15 protein-coding genes are annotated in these 14,568 nt (G+C 68.4%); 8 read left to right on the top strand and 7 right to left on the bottom strand.

All coding sequences use genetic code 11. The annotated features are described in order from the left end of the window. Positions 1 to 8: 8 nt before the first annotated feature. The gene (locus E0497_RS10085; RefSeq protein ID WP_421958330.1) at positions 9 to 1,301 is read right to left on the bottom strand and encodes a 5-(carboxyamino)imidazole ribonucleotide synthase; all 1,293 of its coding nucleotides are present in this window, start codon (positions 1,299 to 1,301) and stop codon (positions 9 to 11) included. A 112-nt stretch (positions 1,302 to 1,413) separates the two neighbouring features. On the opposite strand from E0497_RS10085, the gene E0497_RS10080 reads away from it, so the two are divergent. Continuing rightward, complete coding sequence (locus E0497_RS10080; RefSeq protein ID WP_137724664.1) at positions 1,414 to 1,926, top strand: GtrA family protein; 513 nt, start codon at positions 1,414 to 1,416, stop codon at positions 1,924 to 1,926. Here E0497_RS10080 and E0497_RS10075 read toward each other — a convergent pair. Genes E0497_RS10075 through E0497_RS10065 form a run of 3 tightly spaced genes read right to left on the bottom strand, consistent with a single transcriptional unit; the run spans position 1,923 to position 4,550 of the window. Continuing rightward, positions 1,923 to 3,236 (bottom strand): sensor histidine kinase, encoded by a 1,314-nt coding sequence (locus tag E0497_RS10075; RefSeq protein ID WP_137724663.1) that lies wholly within the window; start codon positions 3,234 to 3,236, stop codon positions 1,923 to 1,925. The genes E0497_RS10080 and E0497_RS10075 overlap by 4 nt on opposite strands. A gap of 12 nt (positions 3,237 to 3,248) precedes the next feature. Continuing rightward, positions 3,249 to 3,929, bottom strand: coding sequence for a response regulator transcription factor (locus E0497_RS10070; RefSeq protein WP_137724662.1), 681 nt, complete (start codon positions 3,927 to 3,929; stop codon positions 3,249 to 3,251). Between the two features lie 39 nt (positions 3,930 to 3,968). Next, the gene (locus tag E0497_RS10065; RefSeq protein ID WP_137724661.1) at positions 3,969 to 4,550 is read right to left on the bottom strand and encodes a PH domain-containing protein; all 582 of its coding nucleotides are present in this window, start codon (positions 4,548 to 4,550) and stop codon (positions 3,969 to 3,971) included. A 268-nt stretch (positions 4,551 to 4,818) separates the two neighbouring features. On the opposite strand from E0497_RS10065, the gene E0497_RS10060 reads away from it, so the two are divergent. The 3 genes from E0497_RS10060 (at position 4,819) to E0497_RS10050 (ending at position 9,316) form a co-directional block, all read left to right on the top strand. Continuing rightward, the gene (locus E0497_RS10060) at positions 4,819 to 6,612 is read left to right on the top strand and encodes a hypothetical protein (RefSeq protein WP_137724660.1); all 1,794 of its coding nucleotides are present in this window, start codon (positions 4,819 to 4,821) and stop codon (positions 6,610 to 6,612) included. Between the two features lie 299 nt (positions 6,613 to 6,911). Next, positions 6,912 to 8,576, top strand: coding sequence for a hypothetical protein (locus E0497_RS10055; RefSeq protein ID WP_137724659.1), 1,665 nt, complete (start codon positions 6,912 to 6,914; stop codon positions 8,574 to 8,576). A gap of 89 nt (positions 8,577 to 8,665) precedes the next feature. Beyond that, positions 8,666 to 9,316 (top strand): class F sortase, encoded by a 651-nt coding sequence (locus E0497_RS10050; protein WP_137724658.1) that lies wholly within the window; start codon positions 8,666 to 8,668, stop codon positions 9,314 to 9,316. Between the two features lie 13 nt (positions 9,317 to 9,329). Here E0497_RS10050 and E0497_RS10045 read toward each other — a convergent pair whose 3' ends face one another. Continuing rightward, a complete protein-coding gene (locus tag E0497_RS10045) occupies positions 9,330 to 9,929 on the bottom strand; it encodes an HdeD family acid-resistance protein (RefSeq protein WP_137724657.1) in 600 nt (199 codons plus the stop codon). A gap of 193 nt (positions 9,930 to 10,122) precedes the next feature. Between E0497_RS10045 and E0497_RS10040 the strand changes: the two genes are divergently transcribed. Further along, entirely contained in the window at positions 10,123 to 10,542 is a 420-nt protein-coding gene (locus E0497_RS10040; protein WP_137724656.1) for a DUF7144 family membrane protein, read from the top strand. Positions 10,543 to 10,556: 14 nt separating this feature from the next. Here the strand turns inward: E0497_RS10040 and E0497_RS10035 are convergent, their stop codons facing one another. Continuing rightward, positions 10,557 to 11,390, bottom strand: a complete 834-nt coding sequence (locus E0497_RS10035) for a biotin--[acetyl-CoA-carboxylase] ligase (RefSeq protein ID WP_137724655.1) — start codon at positions 11,388 to 11,390, stop codon at positions 10,557 to 10,559. A 116-nt stretch (positions 11,391 to 11,506) separates the two neighbouring features. Between E0497_RS10035 and E0497_RS10030 the strand changes: the two genes are divergently transcribed. The 3 genes from E0497_RS10030 to E0497_RS10020 are packed head-to-tail and all read left to right on the top strand — an operon-like array spanning position 11,507 to position 14,137. Further along, entirely contained in the window at positions 11,507 to 13,147 is a 1,641-nt protein-coding gene (locus E0497_RS10030; protein WP_137724654.1) for an acyl-CoA carboxylase subunit beta, read from the top strand. Next, positions 13,144 to 13,476, top strand: a complete 333-nt coding sequence (locus E0497_RS10025) for an acyl-CoA carboxylase subunit epsilon (protein WP_137724653.1) — start codon at positions 13,144 to 13,146, stop codon at positions 13,474 to 13,476. The genes E0497_RS10030 and E0497_RS10025 overlap by 4 nt, the downstream gene beginning before the upstream one ends. Positions 13,477 to 13,492: 16 nt before the next feature. Beyond that, the gene (locus E0497_RS10020) at positions 13,493 to 14,137 is read left to right on the top strand and encodes a Maf family protein (protein ID WP_137724652.1); all 645 of its coding nucleotides are present in this window, start codon (positions 13,493 to 13,495) and stop codon (positions 14,135 to 14,137) included. Here the strand turns inward: E0497_RS10020 and E0497_RS10015 are convergent. Beyond that, a complete protein-coding gene (locus tag E0497_RS10015) occupies positions 14,134 to 14,562 on the bottom strand; it encodes a group III truncated hemoglobin (RefSeq protein WP_241665822.1) in 429 nt (142 codons plus the stop codon). The two genes, E0497_RS10020 and E0497_RS10015, sit on opposite strands and share 4 nt — an antisense overlap. Positions 14,563 to 14,568: the final 6 nt, after the last annotated feature.

The raw sequence follows: 14,568 nt of genomic DNA, 5'->3' as shown, positions 1-14,568 counted from the left end.
CGATTCCGTCACTTGCTGTCTGCTCCCGTGTGCTCGTCGTAGTTGTCGGTCCATTCGGCGTGCGACAGCCAGTGCGCCGCCCGCTCGGCGCGCTCACGCACCGCCGCGACGTAGGCCGGATCGTCGATCGAACCGGACGCCGCACCCAGCACGTTGACGTGCCCGATCTTGCGGTCCTTGCGCTCACCCTTGCCGTACAGGTGCACCTTGGCGTCGGGCATACGGGCGAACAGGTGGTGCAGCCGCTCGTCCATGCTCATGAGGGGCGCTGTGGGCGCCCCCAATACGTTCGCCATGACGGTGATCGGCGCGAGTGGCGACGGGTCCCCGAGCGGATAGTCCAGGACGGCCCGCAGGTGCTGCTCGAACTGCGACGTGCGGGCGCCGTCCTGCGTCCAGTGGCCGGAGTTGTGGGGGCGCATCGCGAGCTCGTTCACGATCAGCGCGCCGTCGGTGGTCTCGAACAGTTCGACGGCCATCGCGCCGACGACCCCGAGTTCGGACGCGATCCGCAGTGCCAGCTGCTCGGCTTCGACGGCCCGGTCGGCGGGCAGGTTCGGGGCCGGGGCCAGCACGACCGCGCACTGTCCGTTGATCTGCACGGTCTCGACGACGGGCCACGACGCGCCCTGCCCGAACGGGGAGCGGGCGACCATCGCGGACAGTTCGCGGGTGAAGTCGACGGCCTGCTCGACCATGAGTTGCACGCCCTTGTCGAGCTGCGCGGTGACGATCCGTTCGGCCTCGTCGGAGTCGTCGGTGATCCACACACCGCGGCCGTCGTAGCCGCCGCGAACGGCCTTGATCACGACCGGCCAGCCGTGTTCGGCACCGAACCGCACGACGTCCTCGGCCCAGGTGACCTCGGTGAACGCCGGGATCGGGGCGCCCATCGCACCGAGCTTGCGGCGCATCGCCAGCTTGTCCTGCGCGTACACGAGGGCCTGCGGCGGCGGCTGCACGTTGACGCCCTCGGCGACGAGCACGTCGAGGTGCTCGGTGGGGACGTGCTCGTGGTCGAAGGTGAGCGCGTGGGACCCGATCGCGGCCGTGCGCAGCGCCTCGAGGTCGGTGTGGCTGCCGAGCACGACGTTCGGGCTGACCTGTGCGGCGGGCTCGTCGACGCTGCCGGCGAGCACCCGCAGGGTCTGCCCCAGCTCGATCGCGGCCTGGTGGGTCATGCGTGCGAGCTGTCCGCCGCCGATCATCGTCACCACGGGCATCCCGGTGGGGAGGTCACGCGGCGGGGTGGGGCGGGATTCGGATTCAGATTTGCCGGTCACGACACACCATGGTGTCATGTCTGCCCGCGGGAAGTGCCGTCGAGGTCGACGGGCGCCGCATCCTGTGAGGAACCTGAAAGATCCCGGTCCGGTGCATCCGGCGGAGCGCGGCTTCGTACAATACTTCGTTGTGTCATTCGTCGACGCGGCGCTGAGCCGAGTTCCCGAGCCCTTCCGGGCCCTCGTCCTGCGCCACCACGAGCTGGTCAAGTTCGCGATCGTCGGTGGCACGACCATGCTGTTCGACCTCGCGATCTTCTATTCGCTGAGCCTGACGGTGCTCGAACAGAAGCCGGTGGTCGCCAAGATCCTGTCCGGTGTCATGGCCACGATCTTGAGCTACATCCTCAACCGCGAGTGGTCGTTCAAGAACCGGGGCGGCCGTGAACGCCACCACGAGGCGCTGCTGTTCTTCACGATCAGCGGGATCGGTGTCATCATCGCCGCCGCACCGTTGTGGATCGCGAACAACGTCTTCGACGTCCGCTCGTCGGTCAGTTTCACGACGCTGATGGTCATCGACTTCGCACTCAACTACATCATCGGCAACCTGCTGCAGATGGTGTTCCGGTTCTGGTCGTTCCGCCGCTGGGTGTTCCCGGAGGAGACCGGCCACGAGAGCATCGACCGCGAAACCGTCTAACGCGGTTCGTGGATGCCCGTGACGCGGGTCGGCGCCTCCGCCCGGACCGGCGCCAGGAACGCGGCGAACAGTGCGGGCCGGCGACGTTGCAGCTCGAGCCGTCCCCCGTCGGCCTCGACGAGTGCCCGCGCGAGTGCCAGTCCGACGCCCGTCGAACCGGCCCCGGAGAAGCCGCGGTCGAAGATGTGCGGGGCGAGTTCGTCGCTGACACCTTCCCCTTCGTCGGACACTTCCACGCACACCCGTGACCCGCGCCCGCTCGACCCGGACACCTGACGCACCGACACCGTGCACGTGCCCGCCCCGTGTTTGAGCGAGTTGTCGATCAGCACCGACACCGCTTCCCGCAGCCGCGACCCGGTGGTCGCCGACATCAGGCGGGGCTCGCCGCGCAGTCGCAGGATCCGTCCGGCGTCCTTGAACGGTCCCTGCCAGTCGGCGACGACGCTCGCGAGTTCCCCGACCACCGACACCGGTTCCCGGTTGGCCGCGTCACTGGCCCGTGACGATCGCACCAGTTCGTCGACGGCGACGGTGAGCCGGTCGACCTGTGCCATCGCCTCCTCCGCCTCGTGGACGACGGCGGGATCGTCGTGCACGGACAGTTCGTCGAGGCGGAGCCGGATCGCGGTCAGCCGGCTGCGCAACTGGTGCGACACGTCCCCGACGAGCGCGTGCTCACGCTGCAGCCGCCGGGAGATCTCCACGGTCGCGGCGTCGAGGACGTCGGACACGCGGTCGAGTTCGGGGATGGCGTGGCGGCGCGAGTCGGGCCGGAAGTCGCCCTCGGCGAGCCGCGCGGCCCGTTCGGCGACGTCGCGCAGCGGGTCGGCGAGCCGTTTCGCGGTGACCACCGCGACCCCGGCGCCGGCGCCGATGGACGCGAGGACCAGCATCGTGACCGCACCCGCCGCCTGCCGTTGCAGTGAGCGCATGCGGTTCGACGGCGCCTCGAGCCGCAGCGACCCGGACGTGCCCATCGACAGGGATTCGACGAGCGGCGACGGCACCGACGCGGCACCGATGTCGAGGCGCGCCGCACCCTCGTAGGGCGTCGGGTAGACGACGACGAGTTTGCCGCCCTCGGGGACCACGAGCCGCAGCGATGTCGTGTCCAGGCCGCCTTCGACGACGCCGGTGTCGCCTTCCTGGCGGATGATCTCGGCGGCCATCCGGTCGAGGCGGGACTGCATCTCGTTGCGGGTGAAGTCCTCCACCCACAGCCACGCCGTGTAGATGAGCGGGACACCGAGCAGCAGTCCGGTGAGCAGGACGACGGCAAGGATCGACAGCAGGATTCTGCGGCGCACGGGCGTCCGGGCCTAGTCGGTGTTGATCCGGAACCCGACGCCGCGGACGGTCGCGATGCGCCGGTCCGCGGCGGCGCCCTCGTCGCCGATCTTGCGGCGCAGCCACGACATGTGCATGTCGAGGGTCTTCGAGCCGCGCAGTTCGACGTCGCCCCACACCTCGCGCAGGATCGTCTCTCGGGACACGACCTGGCCGGCGTGTTCGAGCAGCACCCGCAGCAGTTCGTATTCCTTGTTGGCCAGCATGACTTCGGAGCCGTTGACCAGTACCCGCCGCGCGGCGGGTTCGAGCCGGATCCCGGGCACCTCGACGACGACGTCCTCGCCGCCGCCGCTGCGGCGCAACAGGGCTCGCACCCGGGCCATCAGTTCGGCGAGCCGGAACGGTTTGCCGACGTAGTCGTCGGCGCCGGCGTCGAGTCCGACGACGAAGTCGACCTCGTCGGTGCGGGCGGTGAGCATGAGCACGGCCAGGTCGGGTCCGCCTGCCCGGAGTTGACGGCACACCTCGAGTCCGTCCATGCCGGGCAGCCCGAGATCGAGGATGAGGAGTTCGTAGTCCCCGGTGAGTGCCTGCTCGAGCGCGGCGGGGCCGGTCTGTTCGACGGTGACGGTGTAACCCTCACGGCCGAGCGCACGCGACAGGGGTGCGGCGATGGCCTCGTCGTCTTCGGCAAGCAGTACGGCAGTCACGCCCGACAGCCTACGGTCGCGGCGACGGAAGCGGTTCGATTACCAACGATTCCGATCATCGTGACGTTCGCGACCGGGCTCGTGGCCGGACTCGTGGCCCGACCGGCGGGGCGCGGTGTCGTCGGGTGCTCCCGCGTCGAGCACCTGGTGGTAGAGCAGTGAATGCACCTTCTGGACGTCGGGGATATCGTGGAACTCGAGGGGGTCGTCGGACGATGCGACGATCATCAGGGTTCCGGTGCGCAGCAGACGGTCGACGAGGCCGTGCCGGAACTGGACGTTGCTGATCCGGTTCATCGGGATGTCGATACCGGTGTGGGTGAGGACGCCGTGCCGGATCATGACGCGGCGGTCGGTGACGAGGAAGTGCGTCGACTTCCACTGCAGCGCCGGGACGAGGACCTTCCAGCCGACGAGCGCCAGCCACGCGACGCCGACCAGGATCGATACGGTCACGACGGCGCCGCCGGCCAGCCGGGACTGTGCGACCCCGAGCGCGAATCCGGCTATCGCCGTTGCCAGTACGAAGATCGCCGACGGGACGACGAGCATCTTCCAGTGCGGATGCCGGTGCAGCACCAGTTCCTCGTCCTCGGCGAGCGCATCCTGCGGGTATCCCATGACACGAGTGTGGCAGGCCCGACGGACACCTGAATACCCGGACGAATCACTCAATTCGTATTGTTCTGTGGCGCAGTCGGTCTCGCGCTATAGTTCGCGCAGCCGATACATGTCCGAGACGTCCCATGAGGTAGCGCTGCGGCGATCGTGTGTTTTGGGCACTGCCTCGTGCTCGGTGGTGGGAACGTCGTTCAGCACGAGGGGTGATCGAGTGAAGGTCGGATCGACGAGACGCCGAGCGCACCGGCTCCGCGCCGGAATGGCCGCAGTGGGTGCGCTGATATTGATGGCCGGTGCGGGAGCAGGTGTGGCCGCGGCCGCACCGACAGGACCCCCGGGGTCACTCGGATCGAACGGGTCGTCGGGGTCCAGCGGCTCCCTCGGATCGCTCGACCTGGGCGGCTCCCTGGGATCGAGCGGATCCCTGGGGTCGAACGGCCCGGCGGATCCGGCCACGGCCGCCGCGGCGGCGGACAGCTTCCGCGCACCGGCGTGTGACGCGACTGAATGGACTCCGACCGATCTGCAGTTGAACCTCACGGGGGAACGCCTGGCCAGCTACGAGGCCGGCAACGTGGTCCCGCTGTACGGCAACATGCACCCCACCCCGTACTTCGAGGAAGCTCCGGTCTGCGGTGTCCGTATGGTCGACGGCCAACCGGTCACCCAGTGGATGTACTGCACCGACGCGGCCCGCAGCACGTGCGCCAACCTCGATGCCGACGGAAATCCGATCAACGGCAATACCGGGGACCCGGTCGGGCCGATGCTCCCGCAGCCGAACAATCCACGGCTCACCGCCGACCAGGAACGGATCATCAGCTATCTGCTCCAACACGGTGTCGATTGGCCTGTCACCTACGAACCCGAGTTCGGCGGCACCGCCACCCACACAGACAACACCACGCAGGCCAATCGGCAAGGTCTCCAGATCGCAATCTGGTGTGTCACCGACTACGCGATCGTCACGGAGAACCCCGAGAACAAGCCGGCCTGCGACACGTACATGAGCGAGGAGATCCAGCAGGAGATCCTCGCCAAGGTTCCCGGCGTCGACCCGGTCCTCGACCTGACCCGTATCGAGCCGAGTCCCGGTGACGAGACGCCGGTCGGCAGCACGGCCCGGTTCACCCTCGAGACCAACATCCTGAACAAGCCTCTCGATCTGACCGTGGTCCCGGCGGGCGCGACCGTGACGGTGTGCGAGGGCGATGCCACCATCACCGGCGACACGATCACGGTGAACGGGACCACGGGGCAGACCGTCACCGTGACCCTGTGCGTCACGTACGACCAGGTGGGCACCGTCGATCTCACCGTCGAGGGAGTTCCGAACGGTGACAAGAACATCGAGTGGGATCAGGCCAACGCCGACAACCTGCACCCGTACCCCGACGAGGCGTACCTCGACTGCCAGGTCTTCGCGACCCTCGTCGAGAAGCCGCTGTCCGACGAAGCGGAGGTCACGTTCGTCGAGGAGGGCACCGGTTCCCTCGGCAGCCTCGGTTCACTGGGCAGCCTCGGCGGCTCCCTCGACGGCGGTTCGCTGGACGGCGGTTCGCTGGACGGCGGGTCCTTGGATACCGGTTCGCTCGAGACCGGCAGCGGCGACGCCGGATCCCTCGGCGCACTGGGCAGTCTCGGCGCCGGCAGTGCCGGCGCGGGCTCGCTCGGCAGCCTGGGCGCACTGGGCAGCCTCGGTGCCGGCAGCGCCGGTGCCGGCTCCCTGGGATCACTCGGCAGTCTCGGCGCCGGTAGCGCCGGTGCCGGCTCCCTCGGCAGCCTGGGATCCCTCGGCAGTCTCGGGTCGGTGGGTCCGGAAGGCCCGATCGTTCCCGAGGAGCCGGGTCCCGCACCCGGACCCGCGCCGGAAACCCCGCAGCAGCCGGGACCGGGCCAACAGCCTCAGCCCGCTCCACAGGGTGAACGCCCGAACGGCATCGACGGCGGTTCCGCCGAGATGAGCGCGGCAGCCAAGACCGGCGTCGGACTCGCGATCGCGCTCCTCGCACTCGGTGGCGTCGGAACCCTCGTGACGCTGCGACGCCTGCGGCGCGGCTGACCTGACCCGAACGACAAGCCCGGCCCGGTGCACTCTCACCGGGCCGGGCTTTTCGCTGCCCGCACACTGCGCGGGATGTCGACTTTGTCACAGCCGATACCTGTAACGGTCCGGAACAGCTTCCCGTTCTCCGGTAAACCCCCAGATCAACGATTCGAACGAACAGCCGACCGACCCGATCAGGCGTTTTCGATGCCCTGTTGCAATTCTGTTACATCGGGGCGTTTGACCTAGTCTTTGCCCCGACTGCAGGGGTCGGGGCCTCGGGACAACGTCGTCAAGAGTCATTGGGAGTGTTTATGCGTGCGAGAAGTCTGATGTCGCGTGGTGTGAGGGGAGGGATCGCCGCACTCGGCGCACTGGCACTCGTCGGTGGCGCCAGCGTGGGTGTGGCCGCCGCAGATCCCGCGGCCCCCGCCCTCCCGAAGATCGAGATCCCGGGGATCACCACCGCCGCGAGTTTCACCGCGCCGACGTGTGAGGCCACTGATTGGAACCCCACCGATCAGCAGCTGACCCTCACCGGGTCTCGTCTCGAGAGCTACAACGCCGGCAACGTGGTGCCGATGTACGGCAACTGGCCGGAAACGGCCTACACGGTGGAGCCGCCCGTCTGCGGTGTCCGCCAGGTCGACGGCCAACCGGTCGCCGAGTGGATGTACTGCACCGACGCGATTCGGAGCACATGCTCCAATCTCGACGGTGACGGCAACGTGCTGAACAGCACCACCGGGACCCCGGCTGGGCCGATGCTCCCGCAGGAAACGAACAAGCGGCTCACCGACGACCAGGTGAAGATCGTCAGCTACCTGCTGCAGCACGGCATCGACTGGGACGCGAACTACCCCACCTACGGCGGCCGGTCCACGCGGACCGACAACTCGTCGCAGCCCAACCGACAGGCGCTGCAGATGGCCGTCTGGTGTGTAACCGACGGCCGTAACTACGGCTCGCCCGAGGATGCAGTCAACTGTGACACCTATCTGAGCACGGCCAAGAAGGACGAGATCCTCGCACTCGCGCCCGCCGCCGAGTCCGTCCTCGATCTGGTCCGCACCGAGCCGACCCCCGGCGACGAGCTCCCCGTCGGCGAGACCGCGAAGTTCACGCTGACGACCAACCTGGTCGACCAGCCGCTGGCGCTCACCGTGCCCGCCGGCGCGACCGTCGAGGTCTGCGAAGGCGACGCTGTCATCGACGGTGACACCCTCACCATCGCGAAGACCGCCGGCGACACCGCCACCGTGGTCCTGTGCGTGACGTCCGAGCAGGAAGGCACCGTCGACCTGTCCGTCGCGGGCGCTCCGTCGGGCGACAAGAGCATCAGCTGGAATCAGTCGGATGCCGACACCCTGCACGACTACGAGACCGAGGGATATCTCGACTGCCAGGTCTTCGCGACGTTCGACAAGAAGAAGCAGCTGACTTCCGCGGCCGCCGTCACCTTCGTCGACGAGGACGGCACCGGTTCGGGCATCGTCGGCTCGGAGGACACCGGTTCGCTGGGTCTGGGCAGCCTCGGCAGCCTGGCGCTCGGTTCGCTGGGTCTCGGTAGCCTCGGCGCCGGTTCGCTCGGTGATCTCGGCAGCGCCGACCTGGGCAGCAGTGATCTGAACGGTTCGCTCGGCGGCGATCAGGGCAGCCTCGGCGGTTCGCTCGGGTCGACCGATCCCGAGGGCCCGAGCCAGCCGGGCACGCCCGAGCAGCCCGGCCAGCCGGAGAAGCCGACGACCCCGTCGACTCCGTCGCAGCCGGCCCCGGACAACGGCGGCCAGAACAACGGTCAGGGCAACGGCGGCGACCAGTCGGGCAACCAGGGCCCGCAGGGTGAGCGTCCGCACGCCATCGACGGCGGCGGCGCCGAGATGAGCACCGCAGCCAAGACCGGTGCCGGCCTGGCGATCGCTCTCCTCGCCCTCGGCGGTGTCGGCGCGATCGTGGCCGTGCGACGTATGCGTGGCTAATCTGATCTGAACACCTTCAGTGCAATGCCCGGCCCGGTGTATCCATCACCGGGCCGGGCATTGCGCTAGGCGCACTCGAGGGAAACGACATGGGCACACGTGGCAAGCACCGGCGTCGGCCGAACCTGTTCTGGACGTTGACGATCGGACTGGTCGCGCTCGTCGTCCTCGCGGCCGGCGGCATGCTGTTGCTGCGTGAACCGCAGCCGCAGAACACGGTCGATCCGAACCCGCCGAGTGTGTCCGATGCGGCGACGCCGACCGCGCCGCTCCCCGACATCGGAGAACTGGCCCCGCGTTCGCTGGTGCTGGGCCGGGTCGGGGTGACCGCCCCGATCGGGGTGTCGACCGTCCCCGGCGGTGTCCTCACCCCACCGAACGACGTGTCGACCGTCGGCATCTGGCTCGACGGTGCCACCCTCGACGCCGGCGAGGGCACCACCCTGCTGGCCGGGCACGTCAACATGATCGGCCAGGGCAACGGCGCCCTGTTCAATCTGGCGCTCATGCAGCCCGGCGACTTCATCTACACCTCCGACGACACCGGCTCACCCACAGCGTGGCGGGTGAGCCGGGTGGTCGAGCGGGCCAAGGCCGACGGTGTCGAGGAAAGCGTCCTCGACGGCCCCACCGGTCCGCGACGTCTGGCCGTCGTCACATGCGGCGGCGAGTTGACGTACGACAACGGTGTCGGCGACTACGAGGACAACATCTACCTCTACGCCGACCTGGTGGAGTGACGACCGAAACCGGTCAGGACAGTGCGCGACGCGCGACGAACGGTGCGGCGACGACGATGACGCCGTAGAGGATCATCCAGACGGCGACCACGACGACGAACACGCCGAGCGACATGGTCGGCTGCAGCAGCACGATCGCGCCGGCGACGACGCTGATCACACCGAGCACGATGCTCACGGCCCGGTTACCCGGCACCTCGGTGGCACCCGCGACGATGTCGAGCACACCGCGGAACACCCACCAGGCGCCGATCACGAGCGTGATGACGATGAGGGTCTGCAGCGGGCTGCGCAGGACCAGGAAGCCCAGCAGGACCGCCAGCGCACCGGACAGTCCGGTGAGGGTGCGGGATGCGGTGGGCGCGTTGACCTCCGCGAACGACCGGACGATCTGGACGATACCGAACGCGAACACCTGGATCGCGATGATCACGGCGGCGACGAGCAGTGTCGCATTCGGCCATACCAGCATCGCGATGCCGAGTCCGAGGGTGAGCAGACCGAACACGACGGTCAGGCCCGTCAGGAATCGGCCCGCGGCCTCGAGATCTCCGTCGGCGTCGGCCACCCAGACGCCACCGGCCTGGATCGGCGCTTCGTGTTGCGCATTCATCACGGCTCCCCTCGTCGCACACTGTGTCGAATCAGCGAAACCGTAACAGTCGGACGACTCCACCGACGGATGAAAACGCTTGCGGCGTTTCACCCGTCGCGGATGAAGTCACGGATGACATCACGGCGAACACTGACCTCGGAAGGCGCCACCGTGCCACCGTGACGGCCAGGATCGACCGAAAGGATCCGCGATGACGACCAGCACACCACCCACGCACAGTTCCGGCGGCACCAAGCAGGGTTTCGCGGCGGGTGCGTCGATCGCCGCCGCGATTCTCCTCATGACCGTGGGAATCCTGCAGATCTTCCAGGGCATCTCCGCGATCGCGAACGACGACGTGTTCGTCGTCGGACCGCAGTACGTCTACCAGTTCGACCTCGGCACGTGGGGCTGGATCCACCTGATCGTCGGCATCCTCGGCATCCTCATCGGCCTCGGCCTGCTCACCGGGGCGACGTGGGCGCGGGTGTGCGCCATCGTGATCGCGGCACTGTCGATCATCGCGAACTTCCTGTGGATCCCCTGGTACCCGCTGTGGTCGATCCTGATCATCGCGCTCGACATCGTCGTGATCTGGGCGGTGTCCACCTGGGATTCCGAGCGCGCGTAGGTATTTCGATACCGCTACACGGCACGCAGATGGGTGATGTCACCGGCCGACACCGCGACCGGTGACTCACCCGTCGGTGTGATGACCACGCGCCCTTCGTGATCGATGTCGGTCGCGATCCCCACCAGTTCCCGATCGCCCGGCAGCTCCGCGCGCACCTTCCGGCCGAGTGTGCCGCACCGCTCCCGGTAGTCCGACGCGAGACCGTCGACCTTCCAGCCTGCGGACTGCCATTCCCGCCACCGTGCGGCGAGCGCCCGCAGCAGCGCCCGCGCCAGCACCGACCGGTCCGTCACCTCGGCGCCCTCGAGCAGCAGCGACGTCGCCGTCGGGACCGGGCGTTCGTCCTCCGTCAGGGTCACGTTCAACCCGACACCGACGACGACGGTCGGGACCGGGGTCGTCGCCGCCACCTCCACGAGGATCCCGGCGAGCTTGCGTCCGTCGATGTGAACATCGTTGGGCCACTTGAGTTCCGCATCCACACCCGCGACGTCGCGCAGCGTGTCGACGACGGCGACCCCCACCAGCAGCGGTAGCCAACCGATGTCCGACAGATCCAGGCCCGGCAGGTCCAGCACCGCGGACACCGTGAGCAGGGCACGCGGCGGACTCACCCACGGTCGCGCGTGCCGGCCGCGCCCGTTCGTCTGGTATTCGGCGATCAGGACGCTGCGCGGGTAGTCCGGAGTCTTCGGCCGGGCGAGCAGATCGGCGTTGGTGGACCCGGTCTCGGCGACGACGTCGACACACGACCAGAAGGCGTCCGGATCACCGCCCGCGCCGCACACCAGGGCGCGTCGCAACACGTCGACATCGAGCGGGGGTCGGTTCAGGTCGGTCCACATCCGTCCAGCGTATGGTGCGATTGAAAAGTGACTCGTCAGTAGCTTAGGTTGAACAATTCAACTCGAAGCGACCTCACTCGAAAGCTGCCCGTCGGCCCTGGTTATGCTCCAGAACCATGACCAGTGTTCAGGAGCCGGCCGCGGCAGTGGCGGCGAATACCCCGGATATCCACACCACGGCGGGAAAGCTCGCTGACCTGCGTAACCGCCAGGCGCAGGCAATGCAGCCGATGGGCGAGAAGGCCATCGAGAAGGTCCACGCCAAGGGCAAGCTGACGGCCCGCGAGCGCATCGAGGCACTCCTCGACGAGGGCTCGTTCGTCGAGCTCGACGCCCTGGCCCGGCACCGGAGCACCAACTTCGGCCTGGCCGACAACCGTCCCGTCGGCGACGGCGTCGTCACCGGCTACGGCACCATCGACGGCCGCGACGTCTGCGTGTTCTCGCAGGACGCCACCGTGTTCGGCGGCAGCCTCGGCGAGATCTACGGCGAGAAGATCGTCAAGGTCATGGACCTGGCGCTCAAGACCGGCCGCCCGCTGATCGGCATCAACGAGGGTGCCGGCGCCCGCATCCAGGAGGGCGTCGTCTCGCTCGGCCTGTACGGCGAGATCTTCCACCGCAACATCCAGGCCTCGGGTGTCATCCCGCAGATCTCTCTGATCATGGGCCCGGCCGCCGGCGGCCACGTCTACTCCCCCGCGCTCACCGACTTCGTCGTCATGGTCGACGAGGCCAGCCAGATGTTCGTCACCGGACCCGACGTCATCAAGACCGTCACGGGTGAGGACGTCACCATGGAGGATCTGGGCGGCGCCCGGACCCACATGGCCAAGTCGGGTGTCGCGCACTACGTCGCCTCCGACGAGCAGGACGCCCTCGACTACGTCAAGGACCTGCTGTCCTACCTGCCGAGCAACAACCAGGCCGCGGCTCCGCGCATGCTGCCGTCGGATCCGATCGTCGGCTCGATCGAGGACTCGCTCACCGACGAGGACCGCGATCTCGACACGATCATCCCGGACTCGGCGAACCAGCCGTACGACATGCACGAGGTCATCCGCCGCCTCATCGACGACGGCGAGTTCCTCGAGGTGCAGGCCGGCCGCGCCGCCAACGTCATCGTCGGCTTCGGTCGCATCGACGGCCGCAGCGTCGGCATCGTCGCGAACCAGCCGATGCAGTTCGCCGGCTGCCTCGACATCGACGCCTCCGAGAAGGCGGCACGTTTCGTCCGCACCTGCGACGCGTTCAACGTCCCGATCGTCACCCTCGTCGACGTCCCGGGCTTCCTGCCCGGCACCGACCAGGAGTACAACGGCATCATCCGCCGCGGCGCCAAGCTGCTGTACGCGTACGGCGAGGCCACGGTCGGCAAGATCACCGTCATCACCCGCAAGGCGTACGGTGGCGCTTACGACGTCATGGGCTCGAAGCACATGGGCGCTGACGTCAACCTGGCGTGGCCGACCGCGCAGATCGCCGTCATGGGCGCATCCGGTGCTGTCGGCTTCGTCTACCGCAAGGAAATCAAGGCGGCCGAGGCGAACGGCGAGAACGTCGACGCACTGCGCCTGGAGCTGCAGCAGGAGTACGAGGACACCCTGGTGAACCCGTACGTTGCAGCCGAGCGCGGCTACGTCGATGCCGTGATCCCGCCGTCGCACACCCGCGGACAGATCGTCTCCGCGCTGCGTCTGCTCGAGCGCAAGATGGTCTCGCTTCCGCCCAAGAAGCATGGGAACATTCCGCTGTGACAGCCACCACTCGCGAAGATGTGCTCACCGACGCCGCGCTGCTCGAGGCGTCGACGCTCGAAGGAGCCGCGTTGGCCGACGCCGTCGCCGAACTCGAACCTGCCGCCACACCGTCGGCGGCCCCCGCGTTCAGCATCGTCAAGGGCAATCCGACGGACGAGGAGGTCGCGGTCCTGGTGACGGTGCTGGCGACCGCCTCGGCTGCGGCGGCACCGGCCGGCGACGGCCTGCCGCCCGAGACGTGGGGTGCACCCACCCGGATGCACCGCGGGTACGCGCCGTTCTCGCCGTACTCGTTCAACGCCCCGGTCGCGGCGCGACCGTTCTGATCGAACGGTCGTCCGAGTGACTCGACTGGTTCTCGCCTCGGCGTCCCCGGCACGGTTGACCGTGCTGCGGGGCGCCGGGGTCGAGCCCACCGTCCGTGTCTCCGGCGTCGACGAGGACGCCGTCATCGACCGTCTGGGCCCGTCCGCGGCCCCCGAGACGGTCGTCACCACGCTCGCCGAGGCCAAGGCCCGCGACGTGATTCCCGCGCTGATCGCCGACGGTCTCACCGACGCCGTCGTGATCGGCTGCGATTCGATGCTGCACATCGACGGGCAGTTGCAGGGCAAACCGCACACCGTCGAGGTCGCGCGGAAGCGCTGGCAGTCCATGGCCGGCCGCAGCGCCACCCTGCTCACCGGACACAGTGTGCTGCGGCTCGAGTCCGGCACGGTCGTCGCCGACGCATCCGACTGCAGCGGCACCGTCGTCCATTTCGGTTCCCCGTCCGACGAGGATCTCGAGGCGTACCTCGCGTCGGGGGAACCGTTGAAGGTGGCCGGCGCCTTCACTCTCGACAGTCTCGGCGGCTGGTTCGTCGAACGACTCGAGGGCGACCCGTCGAGTGTCATCGGGATCGGGTTGCCGCTGGTGCGGCGTCTGCTCGGTGAGGTCGGGGTATCCGTGGCCGAGTTGTGGGCCACCAACCCGGTCCCGCGTTAGCCGCGGCTCCGACTGCCGCTCCAACTGCCGCTCCAACTGCGTTCCATAGCAGCCACCATCGCGGCCGCCTTCGTCTTGGCACGGTCGGCGTCCGGTCCGGTGAACATCTCGTCGACCGTCGCGCACCACAGGTTCAGCCACCGCGCCAGTTTCTCCCCCGCCAGATCGTGCTGCCGGTGCAGCGCGTCGTGCACCGCCGCGAACGCGCCCTGGTAGCGGACGGTGCGGAACAGGATCTGCTCCCAGAAGTCGCCGACGACGGGCAGGTGCTCGTCGAGTCCGACGATCGCGAGGATCTCGAACGCGGACTCCAGGACCGGGTCGGTCAGGGCGCGCTCGTAGAACGCCGCCACGAGCCGGTCGATGTCGGCACGTCCGGTCAGGTCGCGGCGGCCGGTGGTGGGCACGCTCAGGGGCACGGTCACGGGACC

It is taken from the genome of Prescottella subtropica, from assembly GCF_005434945.1.
In the GTDB taxonomy this organism is placed as follows: domain Bacteria; phylum Actinomycetota; class Actinomycetes; order Mycobacteriales; family Mycobacteriaceae; genus Prescottella; species Prescottella subtropica.
This window is presented reverse-complemented; position numbering and strand designations above follow the sequence as displayed.

Coding starts and splice junctions, on each gene's coding strand:
- E0497_RS10085 (WP_421958330.1), bottom strand. CDS start 1,301: ATGACACCATGGTGTGTCGTGACCGGCAAATCTGAATCCGAATCCCGC.
- E0497_RS10045 (WP_137724657.1), bottom strand. CDS start 9,929: ATGAATGCGCAACACGAAGCGCCGATCCAGGCCGGTGGCGTCTGGGTG.
- E0497_RS10065 (WP_137724661.1), bottom strand. CDS start 4,550: ATGGGATACCCGCAGGATGCGCTCGCCGAGGACGAGGAACTGGTGCTG.
- E0497_RS10040 (WP_137724656.1), top strand. CDS start 10,123: ATGACGACCAGCACACCACCCACGCACAGTTCCGGCGGCACCAAGCAG.
- E0497_RS10050 (WP_137724658.1), top strand. CDS start 8,666: ATGGGCACACGTGGCAAGCACCGGCGTCGGCCGAACCTGTTCTGGACG.
- E0497_RS10035 (WP_137724655.1), bottom strand. CDS start 11,390: ATGTGGACCGACCTGAACCGACCCCCGCTCGATGTCGACGTGTTGCGA.
- E0497_RS10055 (WP_137724659.1), top strand. CDS start 6,912: ATGCGTGCGAGAAGTCTGATGTCGCGTGGTGTGAGGGGAGGGATCGCC.
- E0497_RS10030 (WP_137724654.1), top strand. CDS start 11,507: ATGACCAGTGTTCAGGAGCCGGCCGCGGCAGTGGCGGCGAATACCCCG.